At 52.1% G+C, this 22,262-nt stretch carries 21 protein-coding genes and 1 other annotated feature; all 21 genes read right to left on the reverse strand.

The window, feature by feature from the left end:
• Positions 1 to 92: 92 nt before the first annotated feature.
• Entirely contained in the window at positions 93 to 1,850 is a 1,758-nt protein-coding gene (gene aspS / locus EDC33_RS02800) for an aspartate--tRNA ligase (RefSeq protein WP_124010101.1), read from the reverse strand.
• Positions 1,847 to 3,124: a histidine--tRNA ligase gene (gene hisS, locus EDC33_RS02805; protein WP_124010102.1), complete on the reverse strand. Its 1,278-nt coding sequence runs from the start codon at positions 3,122 to 3,124 to the stop codon at positions 1,847 to 1,849. The genes aspS and hisS overlap by 4 nt, the downstream gene beginning before the upstream one ends.
• A gap of 300 nt (positions 3,125 to 3,424) precedes the next feature.
• Positions 3,425 to 4,147, reverse strand: a complete 723-nt coding sequence (locus EDC33_RS02810; protein WP_124010103.1) for an N-acetylmuramoyl-L-alanine amidase family protein — start codon at positions 4,145 to 4,147, stop codon at positions 3,425 to 3,427.
• A complete protein-coding gene (gene dtd, locus EDC33_RS02815) occupies positions 4,147 to 4,599 on the reverse strand; it encodes a D-aminoacyl-tRNA deacylase (protein ID WP_094905703.1) in 453 nt (150 codons plus the stop codon). Before dtd ends, EDC33_RS02810 begins: the two co-directional genes overlap by 1 nt.
• 9 nt (positions 4,600 to 4,608) lie before the next feature.
• Positions 4,609 to 6,786 carry a RelA/SpoT family protein gene (locus EDC33_RS02820; RefSeq protein ID WP_124010104.1) on the reverse strand — a complete coding sequence of 726 codons (2,178 nt, stop codon included), beginning with the start codon at positions 6,784 to 6,786 and terminating at the stop codon, positions 4,609 to 4,611.
• A gap of 106 nt (positions 6,787 to 6,892) precedes the next feature.
• Positions 6,893 to 7,411: an adenine phosphoribosyltransferase gene (locus EDC33_RS02825; protein ID WP_040105526.1), complete on the reverse strand. Its 519-nt coding sequence runs from the start codon at positions 7,409 to 7,411 to the stop codon at positions 6,893 to 6,895.
• A gap of 14 nt (positions 7,412 to 7,425) precedes the next feature.
• On the reverse strand, positions 7,426 to 9,675 hold the full coding sequence (recJ, locus tag EDC33_RS02830) for a single-stranded-DNA-specific exonuclease RecJ (RefSeq protein ID WP_124010105.1): 2,250 nt from the start codon (positions 9,673 to 9,675) through the stop codon (positions 7,426 to 7,428).
• A 49-nt stretch (positions 9,676 to 9,724) separates the two neighbouring features.
• Positions 9,725 to 12,004: a protein translocase subunit SecDF gene (gene secDF / locus EDC33_RS02835; RefSeq protein WP_124010106.1), complete on the reverse strand. Its 2,280-nt coding sequence runs from the start codon at positions 12,002 to 12,004 to the stop codon at positions 9,725 to 9,727.
• A 108-nt stretch (positions 12,005 to 12,112) separates the two neighbouring features.
• Positions 12,113 to 12,376 carry a preprotein translocase subunit YajC gene (gene yajC / locus EDC33_RS02840; protein WP_040105528.1) on the reverse strand — a complete coding sequence of 88 codons (264 nt, stop codon included), beginning with the start codon at positions 12,374 to 12,376 and terminating at the stop codon, positions 12,113 to 12,115.
• A 19-nt stretch (positions 12,377 to 12,395) separates the two neighbouring features.
• Positions 12,396 to 13,541 carry a tRNA guanosine(34) transglycosylase Tgt gene (gene tgt, locus EDC33_RS02845; RefSeq protein WP_040105529.1) on the reverse strand — a complete coding sequence of 382 codons (1,146 nt, stop codon included), beginning with the start codon at positions 13,539 to 13,541 and terminating at the stop codon, positions 12,396 to 12,398.
• Positions 13,542 to 14,576, reverse strand: a complete 1,035-nt coding sequence (queA, locus tag EDC33_RS02850; RefSeq protein WP_124010107.1) for a tRNA preQ1(34) S-adenosylmethionine ribosyltransferase-isomerase QueA — start codon at positions 14,574 to 14,576, stop codon at positions 13,542 to 13,544.
• A 3-nt stretch (positions 14,577 to 14,579) separates the two neighbouring features.
• Positions 14,580 to 15,599 carry a Holliday junction branch migration DNA helicase RuvB gene (ruvB, locus tag EDC33_RS02855; protein ID WP_040105531.1) on the reverse strand — a complete coding sequence of 340 codons (1,020 nt, stop codon included), beginning with the start codon at positions 15,597 to 15,599 and terminating at the stop codon, positions 14,580 to 14,582.
• A 12-nt stretch (positions 15,600 to 15,611) separates the two neighbouring features.
• A complete protein-coding gene (gene ruvA, locus EDC33_RS02860; RefSeq protein WP_124010108.1) occupies positions 15,612 to 16,199 on the reverse strand; it encodes a Holliday junction branch migration protein RuvA in 588 nt (195 codons plus the stop codon).
• Between the two features lie 10 nt (positions 16,200 to 16,209).
• Positions 16,210 to 17,490: a GTPase ObgE gene (obgE, locus tag EDC33_RS02865; RefSeq protein ID WP_094905709.1), complete on the reverse strand. Its 1,281-nt coding sequence runs from the start codon at positions 17,488 to 17,490 to the stop codon at positions 16,210 to 16,212.
• Positions 17,491 to 17,582: 92 nt separating this feature from the next.
• Positions 17,583 to 17,867, reverse strand: a complete 285-nt coding sequence (gene rpmA / locus EDC33_RS02870) for a 50S ribosomal protein L27 (RefSeq protein WP_040105534.1) — start codon at positions 17,865 to 17,867, stop codon at positions 17,583 to 17,585.
• Positions 17,868 to 17,877: 10 nt separating this feature from the next.
• The gene (locus EDC33_RS02875) at positions 17,878 to 18,198 is read right to left on the reverse strand and encodes a ribosomal-processing cysteine protease Prp (RefSeq protein WP_124010109.1); all 321 of its coding nucleotides are present in this window, start codon (positions 18,196 to 18,198) and stop codon (positions 17,878 to 17,880) included.
• Positions 18,198 to 18,506 carry a 50S ribosomal protein L21 gene (gene rplU / locus EDC33_RS02880; protein ID WP_040105536.1) on the reverse strand — a complete coding sequence of 103 codons (309 nt, stop codon included), beginning with the start codon at positions 18,504 to 18,506 and terminating at the stop codon, positions 18,198 to 18,200. Before rplU ends, EDC33_RS02875 begins: the two co-directional genes overlap by 1 nt.
• A 14-nt stretch (positions 18,507 to 18,520) precedes the next feature.
• Positions 18,521 to 18,594, reverse strand: a sequence feature (ribosomal protein L21 leader region).
• A 42-nt stretch (positions 18,595 to 18,636) separates the two neighbouring features.
• Entirely contained in the window at positions 18,637 to 19,155 is a 519-nt protein-coding gene (gene mreD / locus EDC33_RS02885; protein WP_040105537.1) for a rod shape-determining protein MreD, read from the reverse strand.
• A 1-nt stretch (position 19,156) separates the two neighbouring features.
• On the reverse strand, positions 19,157 to 20,005 hold the full coding sequence (gene mreC / locus EDC33_RS02890; RefSeq protein ID WP_124010110.1) for a rod shape-determining protein MreC: 849 nt from the start codon (positions 20,003 to 20,005) through the stop codon (positions 19,157 to 19,159).
• 298 nt (positions 20,006 to 20,303) lie between these two features.
• Positions 20,304 to 21,458, reverse strand: a complete 1,155-nt coding sequence (locus EDC33_RS02895) for an aminotransferase class I/II-fold pyridoxal phosphate-dependent enzyme (RefSeq protein ID WP_188358177.1) — start codon at positions 21,456 to 21,458, stop codon at positions 20,304 to 20,306.
• Positions 21,458 to 22,261 (reverse strand): MetQ/NlpA family ABC transporter substrate-binding protein, encoded by an 804-nt coding sequence (locus EDC33_RS02900; RefSeq protein ID WP_040105540.1) that lies wholly within the window; start codon positions 22,259 to 22,261, stop codon positions 21,458 to 21,460. Before EDC33_RS02900 ends, EDC33_RS02895 begins: the two co-directional genes overlap by 1 nt.
• Position 22,262: the final 1 nt, after the last annotated feature.

The following is a 22,262-nucleotide window of genomic DNA, read 5'->3' on the forward strand; positions in this document are numbered from 1 at the left end:
TCGCGCATCCCTCAGTCTGCTCTCCACTCCATATGGAGAAATCCGGCCTCCCGCCTTCCACAAAGTCTCCTGTGGAACGGCGGGAGGTTCTTCTATTCCTCGATGTCCACTTCGATATGCAGTTCCTTGAGCTGTTCACCCGATACCCTGGACGGCGCATTCATCATCAGATCGCTTGCACTGGCCGTTTTCGGGAAGGCAATGACGTCACGGATGTTGTCCGTACCGGCCAGCAGCATGACGAAGCGGTCGAAACCATAGGCGATGCCGCCGTGCGGTGGCGCGCCATACTTGAACGCCTCAAGCAGGAACCCGAACTGTTCGTCGCGCTCTGCGTCTGTGAAGCCAAGTGCACGGAACATCTTCTCCTGCGTTTCTGCGTCATGGATACGGACGGAACCGCCACCCAGCTCATAGCCATTGAGCACAATGTCATATGCATTCGCGATGACTTCCTCCGGCGCTGTTTCCAGCTTCCCGAGATCTTCCACCCTCGGGGAAGTGAACGGATGGTGGGCGGCAAAGTAGCGTCCGGCCTCCTCATCGTATTCGAACAGCGGCCAGTCCGTCACCCACAGGAAGTTGAACTGACCTTCCGGAATGAGGTCGAGATCCTTTGCCAGTTTGTTCCTCAAGTTGCCGAGTGATGCATGGACGACCTTTTCCGTATCCGCAACGAAAAGGATGAGGTCCCCATTCTCAAGCGAGAGGGTCTCAAATAGATCCCGTCGGTTGTCTTCGCTGAAGAATTTTGCAATCGGCCCATTCAGGTCATCTTCCTTCACTTTGAGCCATGCCAGCCCTTTCGCCCCATAAGTCTTCACGTAGGTCTCAAGCTTGTCGATATCTTTTCTGGAGAAACGGCCCTCTTCACCTTTAAGGACGATCGCCTTGACCATGCCTCCGTTCTCAACAGCGGAACGGAAGACTTTGAAGTCGACGGATCTGCTGAAATCGCTCAGGTCATTGAGTTTGAGTTCGAACCGTGTATCCGGCTTGTCCACACCGTACTCAGCCATCGCCTGGACATATGTCATCCGTGGCAGAGGCGTTTTTATGTCGACTCCTTTGACATCCTTCATTACCTGTTTGATCATTCGTTCATTCAGCTCGATCATCTGCTCCTGGTCTGTAAACGACATTTCGATATCCACCTGCGTGAACTCGGGCTGCCTGTCCGCGCGCAGGTCCTCATCACGGAAACATTTTACAATCTGATAATACCGTTCCATGCCTGAGAGCATCAGAAGCTGCTTGTATATCTGGGGCGACTGCGGCAGGGCATAGAACTCCCCTTCATGTACACGGGAAGGGACAAGGTAGTCCCGGGCCCCTTCCGGTGTCGACTTGGATAGGACGGGAGTCTCGATGTCGATGAACGTTTCATTGTCCAGGAAGTTCCTGATGCTGCGGTTGAGCTGATGCCTCAGCTTCAGGATGTTCTGCAGCTTCGGCTTCCTAAGGTCGAGGTATCGGTATTTGAGGCGGATGTCTTCAGCAATCGACTCATCCATGATCTGGAACGGTGGTGTATCGGCTTTTGACAGCACCTCCACTTCGTCGACCAGCACCTCGATCTTTCCCGTTTCAATATTGTCGTTGTATTGGGAAGGGTCCCTCTGCAGCACTTTGCCCGTCACCGCAATGACATACTCGGAACGGATGCGTTCTGCAGTCTCGAGTGCCGCTTCCGATACTTCTGGGTTGAAGACGACCTGCATAACACCGGAACGGTCCCTGAGGTCGATGAATATCAGGCCGCCGAGGTCACGTCTCTTCTGGACCCACCCTTTCAGGTGGACCCTTTCTCCTGTCAGTTCTTCTGTGATTTCTGTTGCATATCTTCTCATGATCCATTCTCCTCAATTAGCGTACTTAATTGTTTCAGTTCATCCATGCTGACCTTCTTCGTCTCACCGGACTCCATATCCTTCAGTTCCACTTCTCCTGTTTCAAGCTCGGATTCCCCGAGCACGATCGTGAAGGCCGCGCCTTTTCTGTCCGCATCCTTCATCTGGGCTTTCAGCTTCCTGTGCTTGTAGTCCATATCACAGCTGATGCCTTCTGCACGCAATTTGTGGAGCAGCTGGCCTGCTGTAGCTTCAGCTGCCGCATCCAGTGTGCAGATGTAGAGGTCGATGCCTTCAGGTTCGGGTATTTCGATGCCTTCGGCTTCCAGCGCGAGCAGCAGGCGCTCTATGCTCAGTGCAAAGCCGATGCCCGTCTCCTGCGGCCCATCAAGCAGTTCGAGCAGACCGTTGTATCGGCCGCCGCCGCACAGGGTGGTGATGGCTCCGAAACCTTCCGCATCGCTCATCAGTTCGAATGCAGTATGTGTATAGTAGTCGAGTCCGCGCACAAGGTTATAGTCGATTTCATAGGAAATGCCGAGTGCATCGAGGTTTTCCGTCACCTTTTCGAAGTAGATTTTGGACTCCTCATTCAAATAGTCGTATATCCTTGGTGCATTCTGGACAAGTGCATGGTCCCTGTCCTTCTTGCAGTCGAGTATGCGCATCGGATTCGTATCGATGCGGGTCTGGCAATCCGAACAGAACTCATCGATGGACGGCCTGAAATGATCCACGAGCGCCTGGTTGTAGGCTGCCCGGCTGTCCTGGTCACCGATGGAATTGATGTAGAGTTTCAGGTTCTTCAGCCCGAATGACTGGTATATGTGCATCAGCATGCTGATGACCTCCACATCGATCAATGGATCCTCCACACCGATCGCTTCGATGCCGAACTGGACAAATTGGCGGTATCTGCCCTTCTGGCGGCGTTCATATCTGAACATCGGCGCCAGATAGTATACTTTGACCGGCTGGTTGACGTCGTGCTGCATCTTGTTTTCGATATAGCTTCTGACCACCGGTGCCGTGCCTTCCGGTTTCAGCGTCATGCTGCGGTCGCCCTTGTCCATGAACGTATACATCTCCTTGTTGACGATGTCCGTCGAACCGCCTACACCCCGTACGAACAGTTCGGTCGATTCGAACACCGGCGTACGGATTTCCTTATAGTTGTAGTTCTGTGCGATTTCATGCAGCCTGTCTTCAATGAACTGCCATTTGTATGTGTCCTTCGGCAATATGTCCTGCGTACCTCTTGGAATCTGTATCATATGTTCCACTCCATTCCTAAAATATAAAAAAGCCCCTTATATCCAGACGGATATAAGGGGCGATTAGATCGCGTTGCCACCCTGCTTCAGCCCTTACCGGGCCCTCTTGCATAATAACGGCTGCCACCGCCTGTATTGAAGGATTCTACCGAAGTGTCGGTTGAAGGATACTGGCGGACAACCTGCTTTCAGCCTCGGCAGGTCTCTCTGTCGTCCACCCTATCCACCTCTTCGGATCGATGAATTCACATCATTCAATTATTTAATATGATATTGTTTAAAGCGTTACAAGTCAAGCACTCAATTCAAATAATCATTGATCCCTTCAACAATCCCCTTGACCATCATATCCTGGTAGCGGCTCTCATTCAGCACCATGTCATCCACGGCATTGCTCAGATAGCCCAACTCAACCAGTACGGCGGGATAATCGAGCTGCCACGTCACCTGATAGTTCATGGAGTGCACACCGCGGTTGTGGAAATAGGAGCGCCGCTCGAGTGCCTTGTTGATCGCCTCGGCAAATGCCTTCTGTTCCGGATATGTATAATAGGTAGTGAATCCGGAGACATCCGGATCATCCATGGCATCGCTGTGGAGGCTGATGAACAGGTCGCCCTCAACCTTCCGCTGGTCAAGGGAGGCGAATTCATCCCTGCCGCGTGTTAGGATGACCTCGGCGCCGCCCGCTTCAAGCTGCGACTTGAGGCTCTGTGCCATGCTGAAGACGATCTCATCCTCCGTCACTCCAGAAATGCTTGTGGCCCCGGGGTCCTTGCCGCCATGGCCTGGATCGATGACGATCACCTTTCCACTGAAATCATATGATTGCTGATCAATATCAATCTGTACGGCTTCTCCCGAAAGCGAAAAGAAACGGCTATAGACCAGCACAGCAACCAGAATGATGACTCCGGCCGCCGAAAGGAAGAACAGGGGTGCTGCATACATATGCTTCTTGTATTTCAGGAAATGCTTGAACTCCTGAAATATGCTGTTGAAAATTCCGGCTGGCCGCTTCATTACTGTATTTTACCACCTATGGATTCATAAAGTATGGTGATGGGACCGTCGTTGTTGATCTGGACATTCATCATTTCACCAAAGAATCCTTCCTTGACGGTCAGGTCCATCTTCTGCAGATGGGCGTTGAAGAGCCGGTACAGCCTGTCGGCATGCTCTTTCCCAGCCGCCTCCGTAAAGCTCGGCCTGTTCCCTTTTCTGACATCTGCATAGAGTGTGAACTGCGAAATGCTCAATATTTCTCCGCCCACATCCTTGATCGACAAGTTGATCTTGCCCGATTCATCCTCGAAATTCCTGCTGGCAGCTATCTTTTCCGCGAGTTTCAGCGCATCCTCCTCGGTGGAATCCTTGGATACACCCACGAGCAGACAATAGCCCTGGCGGATTTCATTAAAGAATTCGTTGCTGATGACTGTTGCACTGGATACTCTCTGTAATACGACTCTCATTTCTACACCTCATTTAAAAACGCGTTCTACGCTGTATATGTCCGGAAGCTGTTTGATCTTGTCCACGACCCGATGGAGGTCGGCGACATTCTGCACCATTACGGACAGGCTGATCTTTGCATGCTTATCGATATCCGTCCGTCCATTCACACGGGTGATCGGGAATTTTGTGCTGGCGACGACGTTGAGCACCTCATTGACGAGACCCTGGCGGTCGTAGCCCGAAACTTCCAGGTCCGCCTGGTATTTGCGGTCCTTATTCTTGTTCTTGACCCATTCCACATCGATCAGCCGCTCGTTTTCGTTCCTGATGTTCGGGCATGTGGCGACGTGTACCTTCACTCCATGACCCTTCGTGATGAAGCCGACGATGTCATCCCCGGGGATCGGATTGCAGCATTTCGACAGGTTGATCAGCAGATTGTCCATGCCCTGGACATATACGCCCGACTCCGTCGAAATCTCCTTGTAGTGATGCGTCCGGTCGATCTCCTCGACGACGTTCGTCTTCTCTTCACTGACCTTGAATTTCTCCATCAGCCGGTTCGTCACCTGCTGTGCGGTGACGCCGCCGAACCCGACCATGGCGTACAGATCATCCTCATTGCTGATGTTGTAGCGGTCCAGCACGGGATTGATGAACTGCGGCTTCAGCACCTCATCCGGTTTATGGTCGCGGTTTTTGATCTCATGCTCCACTGCAAACCGGCCTTTTTCGATGTTGCTTGCACGGTCCTGCTTTTTGAAGAAGGCACGGATCTTGTTCTTTGCACTCGATGATCGTACCATCTTCAGCCAGTCCAGGCTCGGACCATAGGACTGCTTGCTTGTCCTGATCTCCACAATCTCCCCGGTGGAGAGTTCGTAGTCGATCGGCACGATCTTGCCGTTGACTTTGGCACCGATCATCCGGTTCCCCACTTCCGTATGCACCTGATAGGCGAAATCTATCGGAATGGCACCCTTCGGCAGCTCCACCACATCGCCGTTCGGGGTGAATACATAGACCTTGTCACTGAGGAGGTCCGTCTTCAGCGCCTCCATGAATTCCTCTGCATCCGGGGAGGAGGTCTCCTGATCGATCAGGTCCTGGAACCAGTTGATCCGCTTGTCCATGGAAGGCTCGCCCTTGAGCTCCTTGCCTTCCTTGTAGGCCCAGTGCGCGGCAACCCCGTGTTCGGCAATCTCGTGCATCTCATATGTACGGATCTGTATTTCAAGGGGGTCCCCATTCGGCCCGACCACAGTGGTGTGGAGGGACTGGTACATATTCGGCTTCGGCATGGCAATATAGTCCTTGAACCGTCCGGGCATCGGCTTCCAGATGGTATGGATGACGCCGAGCACCGCGTAGCAGTCCTTGATGCTCGTCACAAGCACCCGGATGGCGAGCAGGTCGAAGATCTGGTCGAACTGCTTATGCTGCTTCTTCATTTTGCGGTACACACTGTATATGTGCTTCGGCCGGCCGGACAGCTGGCCTTTTATGCCAGTATGATCCATTTCCTCCTGGATGCGGTCGATGGCTTCATTGATGACGATCTCCCGTTCACTCCGCTTTTTCTTCATCAGGCTGACGATTTTGAAATACTGCTGGGGTTCGATATACCTGAGCGCAGTATCCTCAAGCTCCCATTTGATGCTGGAAATACCGAGGCGGTGTGCCAGGGGCGCATAGATTTCAAGCGTCTCCTGGGCTGTCCGGACCTGCTTGTGCTCCGGCATCGCCTTGAGTGCGCGCATGTTGTGGAGACGGTCCGCAAGCTTGACCAGGATCACCCGGATATCCTTGGCGATGGCGATGAAGAGCTTGCGGTGGTTCTCCGCCTGCTCCTCCTGCTTGGAGCGGTATTTGACCTTCTCAAGCTTGGTGACGCCGTCGACGATTACGGCGACCTCCTCATTGAACATCTCCTTGAGGTCATCGAATGTATACGGCGTGTCTTCAACCACATCATGAAGGAACCCGGCAATGATCGTCGGTCCGTCAAGTTTGAGTTCCGCAAGTATCCCGGCCACCTGCACAGGATGCAGTATATAAGGCTCCCCACTCTTCCGATACTGGCCCTTATGTGCTTCATTGGCCAATTCGTATGCTTTACGGATCATAAGCATATCCTCTTCACGCATGTATGAACCACACATGCGTATGACATCGTCTTTGCTATATGGATATTCCTTATTCATGACCTCACCGCTTCCCATTTACACTAGTTAGACTCATCATACTATAAAACCTCTTTCAAATAAATGAATGACAAAAAAAGCCTGTTTGCACAGACTTTAAAACAGGCTACTCATCATACGTGATCAATGAGATTGTATCATATCCTTCGAGGAGTTTCCTGCCTCCCAAATATTCAAGCTCGATCAGGAAGGCGATGCCGACCACAATGCCGCCGAGGGATTCCACAAGGTGGATCGTCGCTTCTATCGTGCCGCCTGTAGCGAGGAGGTCATCCGTAATCAGCACGCGCTGGCCCGGAGAGATCGCATCCTTGTGCATCGTCAGGACATTGGTCCCGTACTCCAGTTCATATTCATATTTGATGACTTCCCTTGGAAGCTTCCCTTCCTTCCGTACAGGAGCAAATCCGATTCCCATGCTGTATGCCACAGGACAGCCGATGATGAAGCCGCGGGCTTCAGGGCCGACGACGATGTCGACTTCCTTCTCCCGTGCATACTCCACCATCTGATCTGTCGCATACTTGTATGCAGGACCATTGTCCATGATTGTTGTAATGTCCTTGAAACTGACGCCTTCCTTCGGCCAGTCTGATACTTCTGATACATATTTTTTTAAATCCATTTCTAATCCACCACTCAATTTGAAATTAATGATCTGAGATACTCTTTCAGTTCAGATGAAGAAGACATCTTGAGAAGCCTTTCGGCTTCCAGCTGACTTTTAAGCTTCTGGTAGTGCCTGGAGTCCGCGAGCTTCCAATTCTCCTCTTCCTGACCCTTATATACTATACCATCTTTTAGTGTGATAATCTCCAAATCCGTCATAATATCGATGGCCATCTTGAGAAATTTCATCTTCATGCCCAGTCGGTCAGCCAGGGCCGGGGCATGTTTCGCAAGATCTATCGTACCTTCTTCAGCCTTCCCCATCAGCTGCAGCACATTTGATATATCCTCTGCTTTCGGTATGCCTGTGAAGAACAGTTCCTCCTTCTGATGGAAAAGCGCGATGATTTTGGATGCGTGGATGTCCCTCAGAGAATACGAGAGGTTCTCCACGCTTTCAGGCAGATCCCTCAGCACCACCGTCTTCGAAGTGAAAGGGAGTGCTTCACCGTAGTGGTAGTAGTTCTCCCCTTTCTTTTCCCTGCCTTCGGCTATGACGAAAACATCTTCCTGCGTGATCATATCGAAGCGCTGGTCGGTACGGCTCCTCATGTCGATCAGCTGTACACTGTCGACGCTCGCATCCTGCAGCATCATCTGAAGTGTCCGTTTCTGGTTGAACTCATTCACATTCACCGTCCCGACCAGGCTGATCGGATCCTGGGTGGAAACTTCATTGATCAGATGTCCGAAGCCGAAACCGATGACATCCATGCCGACCTTCGGCATGGACAGCTTGATGTGCGACCGGTCCTTGCCGACCTGCTTGATTGTGCCGATATTCTCATTGGAGAGGAGGAAGACGGGAGACTGGAAGGATTGGCCGAAAGGCTTGAGACGGCCGAACCGCTCGAATGCCTTCATGCTCATATTCCCCTGCTTGATCTGGTAGTCTATATGCTTCAGCGGCCTCAAGTTCAGTTCCAGCCCGTTCATATGCTGCTCCAGCTCATCCTTGAATGCCTCGATATCCGCTGCGCCCACTTCAACACCGAGCGCGAGTGCGTGCCCGCCGAAGCGGTGGTGGTGATTCGAATGTTCCGCAAGGATCCTGTGCAGATCCACACCCTCGATTGAACGGGCGGACCCCCGATATATATCTCCGTCCAAGGTCAGCACAATTGCCGGTTTCCCGTATTTCTCGACGATTTTTGAAGCGACGATGCCGAGTACACCCGGATGCCACCCTTCACGGTAGACGATATTGATCTGATTGCCGGCGTCTATATCCGCATCGGCTTCGCCGAAGATCGTCTCCACCAGCTGCTTCCTTTCCATATTCATATCCTCGACGACTACAGCCTGCTCGTAGGCCAGGTTCATATCCTCTTCAAGAAGCAGTTCGACTGCGATTTCCGCTTCCCCGAGCCGGCCGGTCGCATTGAGGCGCGGCGCGAGCCCGAACGCGATGGTCTCTTCATCGATGTAGCCATCGCTCCCTGCACTTCTCAGAAGCGTATGGACTCCTGCCGGGGGCGTGTCATTCAGAACTTTCAGCCCCTCGGTGACGAGCTTCTTGTTTTCATCTATCATGGGCACAAGGTCGGCTACGGTGCCGATCGCCACCCAGCCGAGGTCTTCCTTCCTATCAAGCCCGAGTGCCTGCACAAGCTTGTAGGTGATGCCGACACCGGCCAGTGATTTGAAGGGGTATTCCCCATCCGGATGATCCGGGTGCAGTATGGTGACTTCAGGCACATCCTCCCCGAATGCATGGTGATCGACCACGATCACATCCACACCCCGGGACGTGAGGAATCCGATTTCCCGGGCGCCTGAAACTCCATTGTCGACAGTGATGACGAGATCATACTGGCCGACGACGATTTCCTCGAAGATGGTCTGGTTCGGACCATACCCATCCTCGATCCGGTTTGGGATGAAGAAGTCCACATTGTCTTCATCCGTTTTCCTTCGGAGTGCGGACAGAAGGAGCACAGTGCTTGTGATGCCATCTGCATCAAAGTCGCCATAGACGAGTATGCGCTCGTCACCTTCCAGTGCAGCCTCTATGCGAGCCACTGCCTTATCCATCATGTGGACGCGTCCGGCATCATATGTCTTCGGGTGGTAGATCTTCTCGAGATCGGCCTCCGTGGTGAATCCCCTGTTCTCCAATATGGTCTGCTCCAGCGGATCAAGCTTGAACTTTTCGCGGAGCGCCTCCGGTATGTCGGAAGTTTTTCGTCTTACTTTCCACTCGTACTTCGACTGGTACATATTTTTCATCCTTTGCAAAACGCCCAAGGAATCTTGGGCGTTTCAGGTATTATACTAATATTTTATCATCATCTTTGCTTTTTTCCTCATAAACCGTCAGGGCACCGTCTGCATTGCGCAGCTGGCGCTTCTTCAGGATGCCCCACAGCTGCAGCGCGATGAAGAGTGAAGAATAGATGCCGCTGATCAGGCCGACCAGGAGGGCGATCGAGAAATTCAGTATGGCGGTGCTTCCGAAGAGTACAAGGAAGACCACCACGATGATGACGGTAAGGACCGTATTCACGGAACGCGTGAGCGTCTGCTTGAGGGACCGGTTGATGATGGTGTCAATCTCCTCTTCCTTCCGTATGACTTTGTACTTCCTCAAGTTCTCCCTCACCCTGTCGAATGTGACGATCGTATCATTGATCGAGTACCCGATGATCGTCAGCACCGCCGCAATGAAGGTGATGTCGACTTCCAGACGGAAGATCGAGAAGACCGCAATCATGATGAAGGCATCATGGATGAGAGCGAGCACACTCGGCAGTGCCATCCGCCATTCGAACCTTATGGTCGCATAGAGGATGATGCCGATGGATGCGATTGCGAGAGCGATGACCGCATTTTTGGCCAGTTCCTGTCCGATGACCGGACTTACCGTACTGATTGCCGGCTCACTGCCATAGAGGTCATCGAACGTGCTCTGCATCTCAGTGACGGAATCCTGCGGAAGATTCTCCGCATACCGCACAACCACCATGTCCTCTCCGGACGTCGTGATGCTGTCCGGGGACAGGTCCATCGCTTCGAGTTCCTCTTCAACCTGCTCCACTGTCGCTTCACCGTCAGTCTGTATGTCCGCCCTGGTACCACTTGTGAAGTCGATGCCGAGGTTCAGCCTGAATATCGACAGGATGAGCAGTCCGACCAGGATCGTGCCCAGACTGAATGCAAAGAATTTTCTGGAGTGGCCCACGAAATCGAAACGGTCCCATGGTGTCGTAAGGTCTTCTATGTCCTTGCCTTCATTGATGCTGTATCTGCTCTCCTCCTTCACGCCGAACCATCCGAGACGGTTGTTGAAGAAGCCGGATTTGATCAGCATCGACAGCAGCAGGCGTGTCAGGAATACCGCTGTGATGAAGCTCATCAGTATGGAGAGCAGCAGCATGGTCGCAAAGCCTTTTACACTGCTTGTACCGAAGGCGAAGAGCACGACGCCTGCGACCAGTGTAGTGATGTTCGCATCGATGATGGTCCACAACGAGGCAGCAGATGCCTTCTTATAGGCCTGCTTCAGGTTGCGGCCGATGCGGAGTTCATCCTTTATCCGTTCATACATGATGATATTGGCATCCACAGCCATCCCTACACCGAGGATGAGGGCTGCGATCCCCGGCAGTGTGAGCACCCCGCTGATCATGTTGAATCCGAATATCGTCAGGTAGATGTAGACGGTGAGCGTCACCGCAGCAACCACACCTGGCAGCCTGTAGAATGCGATCATGTATATGAATACGAGTGCCACGCCGATCAGACCGGCAGTGACGGTCTCATCCAGTGCCTGTTCACCGAACTGGGCGCCGACGGAGGTCGAATAGATCTCAGTCAGTTTGACAGGCAGTGCACCGGAATTGAGGAGTGCAGCGATGTTCTGTGCACGCTCAATGCCTTCCTGGCCTTCAAAGCCGCCGGAGATCATGACATCAGAAGAATTGATCGGTTGGGATACGCTCGGAGCAGAGATGAATTTCGGGTCGGCCTTCTGGGCCTCCTCTTCAAAACTGTCCTCACCCTCCTCAAAGTCCATCCAGATGACCATCAGGTTCTCGCCTGCCGGACGCTGGGAAATCTCTTCGGTGATATCCCTGAATTCCCCCGGATCCTTCAGTTCGAGTGAAACCATCGGCTGGTTCATTTCATCAAAATTCTGGCTCGCCCCGCCCTGAACCAGATCGGAACCATCCATCAGGACATTGTCATCCACATCCCGGATGGTCAGTTCAGCCTGGGTACTGAGCAGTTCCCGTGCCTCCGTCTGATCATCGACACCTGCCAGCTGTACGCGTATGCGGTTGCCTTCCTCGATCTGTATGTTCGGTTCCGAGACACCGAGCACGTTGACCCGTGAATCCAGCGTCTGGGCCGTACTCTGAACTGCAGTATCATCAATTTCGTCGCCTTCATTCAAAGGTTCCACCTGATACAGCACTTCAAAACCGCCCTGGAGGTCCAGCCCGAGATTGACATCCTTTACGAGGTCCTTGACGGTCAGGCCGATGACTGTCAGCAGCATGACGGCCACCAGGACAGCAGCTATGATTCTATTCGTTTTCACTTTCAAAAAAACACACCTCGATTATATTGTAAGTCCTCAACGTTTCAATTATAACCGTTACCACCAAAAATTAAAATGAAAAAAGCTGACTCGATGAGCCAGCCGATGGTCTTTCTATTTTACTATTTCTTTAAGCGCAACACGCTCAAATTTGAGTACTGCGCCATTCACATCATCCGTACGGATGTACATGTGCTTCTGGTCGAACGACTCCACCGTTCCGTGGATGCCGCCGATCGTGATGATCTCATCACCTTTTTGCAGGCTTGACTGCATGTTCTGAACTTCCTTCTGCTTCTTCTGCGCAGGACGGATCATCAGGAAGTACATTACCAGGATGAGTACCAGAAACGGCAGGATGGCCATGAAAAATTCCATCTATACATCTTCTCCTCTGTTAGAAATTTTTCGGATTTTCAACATTCAATCCGTATGATTCGAAAAATGCTTCTTTAAAATCCATCAATTGATCATTTAAAATTGCAGTTCGAATATCCTCCATCAATTTTAGCAGAAAATACAGGTTATGATAAGTGGTAAGCCTTAATCCCAGAATTTCATCCGTTTTGAACAGATGGCGCAAGTATGCCTTCGTGTAATTACGGCAAGTGTAGCAGTCGCAACCGGGATCGAGTGGTGTGAAATCACGCTCGAATTTCTTGTTCTTGACGACGACCCGGCCTTTTGATGTCATCGTCGTGCCATTCCGTGCAATACGGGTCGGGAGGACACAGTCGAACATGTCTATGCCTCTGATGACGCCTTCAATCAGAGCATCGGGCGAGCCGACACCCATCAGATACCTCGGTTTGTCCTCCGGAAGGAATGGTACCGTCTCCTCCAGCATGCGGTACATGATCGGCTTCGGCTCTCCGACGGAAAGGCCGCCGATCGAATAGCCGGGGAAGTCCATCGCCACAAGATCCTTCGCACTCTGGGCGCGGAGGTCGCTGTATTCCCCGCCCTGTACGATGCCGAACAGTGCCTGGTTCCTGTCATGCCCTTCCTTGACATGATGGGTAAGGCAGCGTTCTGCCCATCTGGTGGTCCGTTCGATCGAATCCTTGACATACTTCTTCTCTGCAGGGAATGGCGGACACTCGTCGAATGCCATCATGATGTCGGAACCTAGGTCGTGCTGGATATCCATCGCCTTCTCGGGGCTCAAAAAGAGTTTGGAGCCGTCGAGGTGGCTTCTGAAATGGACGCCTTCCTCTTCGATCTTTCGCCTGTCACTCAGGCTGAACACCTGGAAACCGCCGGAATCCGTCAGGATCGGCTTATCCCAGTTCATGAACTTATGGAGGCCTCCGGCTTCCCTGATGATGTCACTGCCGGGTCTCAGCCACAGGTGGTAGGTGTTGCTCAGAATGATCTGACTGCCGATATCTGCGAGCTCCTCGGGTGTCATCGTTTTCACTGTCGCCAGCGTCCCTACAGGCATGAATATCGGTGTATCGATCGTGCCGTGCGGCGTGTGCAGTTTGCCGATGCGGGCACCGGTCTGCTTGCATGTCTTAATATGTTCATATCTTATTGCCATCTATTCTTCATCCTCATATATTATCATCGCGTCTCCAAAGCTGAAGAACCGGTACTTCTCATCAATCGCGTGCTGGTATGCCTTCATTATCGCATCCTTGTCGCTGAAGGCGCTCACCAGCATCATCAGGGAGGATTTCGGAAGGTGGAAGTTCGTGATCAGCGCATCAACGGCCCTGTACTGGAAGCCCGGATAGATGAAAATGTCCGTAAAGCCGCTCGCCTCTTCGAACCTGCCATGATCCCTCATGATCGTCTCCAATGTCCGCGTACTCGTCGTACCGACACTGACCACTTTTCCTCCATTTTCCCGGACTTCATTGAGTACATCCGCCGTCTCCCGGTTCATGATATAGAATTCGGAGTGCATCTTATGGTCCTCGATGTTCTCAGCACTGACGGGCCTGAATGTGCCGAGGCCCACATGCAGGGTGATATAGGCGATATGTACACCCTGCGCCCTGATGCGCTCGAGCAGCGCTTCAGTAAAATGAAGCCCAGCCGTCGGCGCGGCAGCGGACCCCGTATTTTTTGCATAGACCGTCTGGTACCGGTCCTTATCCTCCAATGTTTCCTTGATGTATGGCGGCAGCGGCATCTCACCGAGCTCATCCAGGACATTCTCGAGCAGCCCTTCGTGGTGGAGGCTGACATGTCTGATGCCCTCATCGAATGTGCCGGTGCATACTGCCTTCAGGAGACCATCGCCGAAGTCGATCTCCGTCCCCTTCTTGACCTTTCTGGCCGGACGGATGAGCACTTCATACCCGCCTTCGATCGGTTTGAGCAGCAGCATCTCCACTTTGGCACCCGTCTCACGCTTCACACCAAAGAGCCTCGCCGGCAGTACTTTCGTATCATTGAGCACCAGTGCATCACCCGGGTTGAGATACTTCACAATATCCTCGAACTTCCCGTCCGATACAGTACCATCCGCCTTATTCAGGCCGAGCAGCCTGCTCTGTGCCCGGTCTTTCAGAGGTGTCTGGGCAATGAGTGATTCAGGCAGCTCAAAATCAAATTCCTCGAGTTTCAAAACCTATTCCTCATTTCTGAATATATCCATCTGTGATTTTCCATTAAAGTAGTCGTAGCTTTTTGCTGTGGCCTTCCGGCCTCTCGGTGTCCGTTCGAGGAACCCCTGCTGGATCAGGTACGGTTCATACACATCCAGCAGTGTGATGACTTCCTCACCAATCGACACAGCCACGGTTTCAAGGCCCACCGGCCCGCCGCCGTAGGTATCGAGAATCGTATTCATGATCTTGTGGTCGATCGGGTCCAGCCCGCTCGGGTCGACTTCCAGCACCTTCAGCGCATGGTTCGTCGTCTCGAGGGTGATGGACGGCTCCTTCTTCACGATCGAAAAGTCCCGGACACGCCTGAGCAGCCGGTTGGCGATCCGCGGCGTGCCGCGTGAACGTCTGGCAAGTTCCATTGCACTGTCATCGTCGATGGCGACTTCAAATATGTCCGCTGTACGGTTGACGATGGTGACCAGGCTGTCGACATCATAGTATTCGAGCCTCAGCTGGACGCCGAAACGGTCACGGAGCGGTGCGGAGAGGCTGCCGAAGCGTGTCGTCGCCCCCACCAGTGTGAATGGCGGCAGGTCGATCCGGATGCTCCTCGCTTCCTCCCCCTTGCCGATGACGACATCAAGGAAGAAGTCCTCCATTGCAGAATAGAGGATCTCCTCCACAGCCCGGGGAAGCCGGTGGATCTCGTCGATGAACAGGACGTCCCCCATCTCAAGGCTCGATAGAATCGCCGCAAGATCCCCGGCACGTTCGATTGCCGGCCCGGAAGTCGTCCGTATGTTCACACCGAGCTCATTGGCGATGATGTTCGACAGCGTCGTCTTGCCGAGTCCCGGAGGACCGTGCAGAATGACGTGGTCCAGCGCCTCTTCCCTGATCCGCGCAGCTTCTATGAATACGTTCAGGTTATTCTTCAATGTCTGCTGGCCGATATACTGGTGCAGATATTCCGGCCGGAGCGACATTTCCAAATGCTCTTCATTCTGCTGCTTTCCTTCATCTAAAATGCGATCATCCATAATAGCACCCCATTACTGAACTAGGTATTTAAGCCCTCTTTTTACTGCTTCGTCCACAGAACCGAAAGATTCATTGCCCAGATGCTTCTCAATGCGCTTGAGCTCACGTCTGCTGTAGCCGAGCGCCTCCAGGGCGAGCAGGGCTTCGCTGATGAAGTGGTCATTGCCATCCACATCAGGCGACTCGGGTGAAGCATCCACATGTCCGAGCTTGCCTTTCAAATCAAGGATGATCTGGCTGGCCGTCTTCTTGCCGACACCCGGGAACTTCTGCATATACTTCTCATCTTCGGTTTCGATCGCCCGGATGATTTCATCCGGGGTGGAGGCTGCCAGAATTGCCATTGCACTCTTCGGGCCGATGCCCGTGACCTGCAGCAGCGACCTGAAGAGGATCTTTTCATCCCTCGAGTTGAAGCCATAGAGCGTATGGCTATCCTCCCTTACGATCAGTTCCGTGTGGATCTTCACTTCGTTCTCCTTATTATGCTCAAAGCGAAAAGGATTCGGAACCATGATCAGGTATCCGATCCCATTCGTCTCCACAGTGATATACTGCGGCTCCACTTCCTTCAAAACACCAACAATATACTGATACATCAAATCACCATCATTCTACGAATTCAAATTCTCCGCCGAGTATCCTTACAGTATCACCGGTCTGGATGCCGCGCTCCCTGAGCGCATCATCAATGCCCATGGAACGCATCTGTCTGGCGAATCTCCTGACAGCAGCATCACGGTTGAAGTCCGTCATCTTGAACATGCGCTCTATGGCATCCCCGGAGACGACATATGCACCATCATCATCACGGCTGATCTCGAATGTATCCGGATCCTTCTCGTGACGATAGACCACACGGTGGTCCGTCTCCTCTATGACTTCCTCCACTTCAGATGTCTCTTCGAGCAGATCTGCAACCCTGTATAGTACCGTATCCAGGTTCTCTCTCGTCGCTGCAGATATTCTGAAGATCTCCTTATCTCCGCCTACCGCTTCAGTGAAACGGTCGAAGACCGCTTCATCCTCCACCAGGTCGACCTTGTTCAGCACTATGATTTCAGGACGCTTCAGGAGGTTTTCATTATATAGGCCCATCTCATTGCGGATGATCCTGTAGTCTTCGACTGCATCCCTTCCTTCAAGCCCGCCGATGTCGATGACATGGACGATGACCTTCGTCCTCTCGACGTGGCGCAGGAACTGATGTCCAAGACCCGTACCTTCGGAAGCCCCTTCGATCAGCCCAGGCAGGTCTGCCATCACAAACGAACGCCCGTCTCCGGTTTCAACCACACCGAGGTTCGGCTTGATGGTTGTGAATGGGTAGTCGCCCGTCTTCGGCTTCGCTTTCGACACTGCGCTGAGTATCGTGGACTTCCCTACACTCGGGAAGCCGACAAGCCCTACATCCGCGAGGAGTTTGAGCTCCATGACCACATCGAGCTCTTCACCCGGTTCACCATTTTCGGCAAAATCCGGCGCAGGATTCCGGGAGGAGGCAAATCTTGAATTGCCGCGTCCCCCGCGTCCGCCTTTTGCCACGACTGCGCGCGCGCCATGCTGTACAAGGTCCGCAAGCGTTTCGCCGGTATCCTTCCTTTTGACAATGGTGCCTGGCGGCACTTTCAGCACCATCGGCTCACTATTTTTACCGTGTGCATTTGAATTCATCCCATTCTCGCCGCGCTTCGCCTTGAAATGGCGCTGGTAACGGAAATCCATCAGTGTCCTGAGTCCCTCATCGACTTCGAATATGATGTCCGCACCATTGCCGCCATCACCGCCGGAAGGTCCGCCCAGCGGCACATACTTCTCACGTCTGTATGCGACAAGGCCATTCCCGCCATCGCCGGCTTTTAAGTATATATCTACCTGATCTATAAACATTGTCTCACCTCTATCCTTAAATATTATAGCATATCAATTTCAGCACATTTAAATAAAAAGGACACCAGCTTTGCTGATGTCCATTCGTTTCATTATTTTGCTTCCTTGTATACGGAAACGCGTTTCTTATCGCGACCCAGACGCTCGTATTTTACAACGCCGTCGATTTTGGCGAAGAGTGTATCATCGCCGCCGCGACCTACGTTTTCACCCGGGTGGATTTTAGTCCCACGCTGACGGAAAAGAATGGATCCGCCTGTAACGTACTGGCCATCCTGCCTTTTCGCACCGAGGCGTTTGGATATGGAATCACGACCGTTTTTCGTTGAGCCTACACCTTTTTTGGATGCAAAGAATTGAAGATTCAGTTTAAGCATTGCTTTCACCTCACTTGAATAATAATCTGATATGTTCACCGTATTCTTCTTCTATCGTTTTTAAAGAAATGATCATGCTTTCAAGCAGCAGCTGTAATTTTGCGTCGTCCGGTTCTTCGAGTTTGAATTCGAAATAGCCGGTCTCTTCCTCCATATTGATGGAAGGGTTGGCTTCCGTCATATTGAGGATTGCATTTACAGAACCGAAAACGACTGCTGAAGCACCGGCACAGACAATGTCCTTGCCGTGTTCATCGAACTGGGCATGCCCTTCCATCTTGAAGGATGTAACCTGTCCATCATCGTTTATGTTGAATTCTACATTGATCATTACGCGTCGATCTTATCAACAGTCAGCTTCGTATAAGGCTGACGGTGCCCTTGCTTACGCTTGTAGTTCTTTCTGCGCTTGAATTTCACCACGTCGATCTTCTTGCCGCGGCCGTGCTTTTCAACTTTCGCAGATACAGTTGCACCTTCAACTGTAGGCGCACCGACCTTGACGGAATCTCCACCTACGAAGAGCACTTTGTCGAATGTGAAGGTCGCACCTTCCTCTGCATCAATTTTCTCTACATAGATCGTTTGACCAGATTCGACTTTAATCTGTTTACCACCTGTTTCGATAATTGCAAACATACTTACACCTCCTGATTTAAAATAAGACACGCCATCTACAGGTGGATTTGCATCACTTGAACCTGTAATTGAGCGGTTGATGTCTACATTATCACCAACTACTGCATTATACCAACGGTGTTCCCTGCTGTCAATGCTTTGGCAGTACCTCTTTTCTAACCTTGGAAGTCTTCAGTGCGATGATGAAAACAAGGATGAAGATCAGCGCGTTCAGGAGCAGGCTCGGCGCCGCCCTGAGCGCCAGATAATCGAATGCCGGCAGATGCACCATGTCGAGCACACTGTAGACGAAGTAGATGTAGAGGTCATAGAAGAAGGTCAGGAGCAGCACGACGAATGCCAGGGCGACGAAGTCCTTATGGAAGACCCTGAATGCGGTGTGCATGAACAGGACGAAAGCCACCATGCCAAACGTATGGATGCCGTAGAGCGATCCTATGTACAGGTCCAGCATGGCACCGAAGACGACGCCGAGCAGAACACTCATCCTGGGACTGGCATATACCGAGACGAGCAGTATGAACATCAGCAGTGCCCGGGGGACGAAATAAACCTCCACACCGCCGATCTCCATCGGGCTGAAATCGGCAAACAGGAAATCCACATACATCAGCAGGAATGAAAACAGAAATATTATGATCGCCCTCATGCTATTCCTCCATGGATTCCGGATTTCTCTCGATTACGAAGACGACATCGACATCATCGACATTGCTCTTCATCTGGACGTAGGCATTCTGACTCAATCCATATTCGTCATTCTGGACCTCCACGACCGTCCCGATGAGGAGGCCTTCAGGATAGTCGCCGACGAGTCCGCTCGTAAGCACTTCATCCCCGCGGGCAAGTCCGCTGCGGTTCTTTATGTTTTCGATGACCAGAAGGTTCCGTTCCGTATCGTATTCGCGAATGTTGCCGTAGATCGGATTGCCATCATGAATGACCTCCACAGACATGTTGTTCTGGGATACGTCAGTCGTCAGCAGTTCGACATAGCTGGAGCCGCCGTTCGCACGTGCGACTGTGCCGATCAGGCCCTCCGGCGTCATGACCGCCATCCCTTCATCGATGCCGTCCGCCTCCCCCTTGTCGATGGTGAAATTGTTCAGCCACTGGTCCGGGGAGCGGGAGATCACCCTTGCATTGATGCTTTCATAGGACTGCTTGGAACTGATGTCCAAAGCTTCCCTCAGTTCTTCATTCTCGGCCTTGAGACGTTCCAGGTCCGACTGCATCTGGGGCAGCATCTCCAACTGTGCCCTGAGCTGTTCATTCTCCTCAACCGCATTGAAGCTCTGCCTGATGCTCGAGAATATGCTGCCGGCAAAGTTGAGCGGTGCCTCGATGATCATCTGCGAGCCGGCAGCCGCATCGGCGGTGAACTGTTCAGCTTTGGTCGTGGTACTGCGGTCGGTGATCGAGAAACCAATCAGGATGATGAGTATGATGATGCCGAATAGGATCATCAGCATGCGGTTACGGTTGAAAAGCCTGTTCACTGTAGAGCGCCTCCATTAATACGTTGATATATGATAAAAGAATACCATACACGGCCGGTTCTGATAAGCATATGTAAAATAAAAAAATAGAGAGGCGGCAGCCTCTCTACAACAGATAAGATAATAATATATATGATATCTAGAACAAGAATGGATCTGTTCTATCAAAAGCCACGATTCATGATGGACATCATTACTTCATGACTTGTTATGTCGTTTTCATTACATCTATTATGTTACATGTATTCGGGGATGCTTTCAAGGGGTGATTCGAAATTAAATGTTGTACTTTTCCACGTCACTGCCATAGGTGACGGATATTCCCAAAGCGGTAAATGACATCTTCCAGCATCTGATCACTGACGGCAAGGGATATTCTGATGTAGCCGCTCCCCCTCGATCCGAAGGGAATGCCCGGGGTCACGAGGATGGACTGCTCCTTCATCAGAAACTCCCTGAAGGACTCCCCATCATGGCCTTCCGGCACACGGATCCATCCGAATATTCCACCCCTTATGGGATTGATCGGGATGCCCATCTCTTTGAATGCTCCGGTCACCAGGTCACTCCGCCGCCTGAACTTCTCCTCCTGGTGCGGCAGTATCTCTCCTGCATTTTCCAATGCTGCAATGGATGCATCCTGCAGGACGCCCCACATCCCTGTCTGGGTATGATCCTGATACGTATTGATCGCTTCGATCATTTCATGGTTGCCTACCGCAAAGCCCACCCGGAAACCGGACATGTTGAAGCCCTTCGAAAGTGAGTATATCTCGATGGCACACTCCAGATCCGGGTCGCTTTCGAGCATACTCGGATGCCGACCTTCGAAGGAGAACGGCGCATAGGCGAAATCATGGACAATCCGCGTCTTCGTACCTTTGAACCACGCCACCGTGCGGTCGAAGAATTCCTTGTCTGCAACGGCGCCGAGCGGGTTGGATGGATAGTTCAAGTAGAGGAGCCTGGCATTATCAAGCTCATCGTCCGGCAACCTATCGTAATCCGGCAGGTACCCGTTTTCGGGAAGAAGCGGAAGATCATAGACCTCCCCGCGTGCAAGCCTCACGCCGGCCGCGTAGTCCGGATAGCCCGGGTTCGGCAGATAGACGCCCTCGCCCGGTTCGATGAACAGCATCGGAAACTGGACCAGGGCACTCTTCGTACCATAAAGTATCGCTATATTATGCTCTGCAAGTTCCACACCATACTGGTCAGAGTAGAACCTGATGATCGCATCCTTGAAGGACTGCTTCCCCCTGAAAAGACCGTACCGCTGGTTCTCTTCATTATATAGTGCATCTGAAGCCGCATCCAGAATCGGCTCAGGTGTCTCCCCATCCGGGATGCCGACCGCCAGGTTGATCAGCGGCAGTGGACCCTGTTCCACATTGCTCGCCATCGCTGTTTTGAAATAGCTGGGTGGTATGCTCTCAATCAGTCTGTTTGCCATTAGAATCCCTCCGGTTTATCGAAGCCCTGGAACTGATTGTCTATCGTCTGTTTAAAATGCTCAGACTCGACGGCTTCGATCAGAGCACGGGAAAGTTCCGTATCCTCATCCTCTGCATTGATGACAATCTGGTTCCGGAAATTCTCATTCATATTTTCAAGCTGCAGAGCATCCGCCAGATCCATGCCGCTTGCCAGGGCGAAGTTGCCTGGCACGAGCGACAGTCCAATCTGATCTACACTCCTCGGCAGCTGGCCCGAATCCTGGTAGACGAACTCGAGGTTCTTATTGTTCTGAAGGATGTCTTCTTCTTCGATGGCCAGCATATTGGCATCTTCAGCTATTTCTATCAATCCTGCGTCCATCAGTGTCTGGAACCCTCTGGAGGAATTGACCGGATCGAGCGGCAATGCGACTTCGCTGCCATTCTCAATCTCTGCGATGGAATCAAACTCGCTGGAATAGAGCCCCATCGGTGCAGTCGGCACCTGGATCAGGTTGATGAAGTCGGTGCCATTTTCGTTGTTGAAGTCCTGCATGAACGACTTGTTCTGATAGAGGTTGGCATCGAGGTCGCCATTATGCAGCGCATTGTTCGGCTGGATGTAATCCGTATATTCGACGATTTCCACCACATAACCCTGCTCTTCAAGTGCCGGCTTCAGTGCAAAGTTCACCATATCACTGTACGGCCCCGTTGATGCACCGATTGTAATGACCTCGCCCTCCCCTTCATAGAGCAGGGCGCTCGATCCGATGATCACTGCCAGTGTCGAAGCAAGAAATATCAATATTCCGCGCATA

This window comes from Salinicoccus roseus (genome assembly GCF_003814515.1).
In the GTDB taxonomy this organism is placed as follows: domain Bacteria; phylum Bacillota; class Bacilli; order Staphylococcales; family Salinicoccaceae; genus Salinicoccus; species Salinicoccus roseus.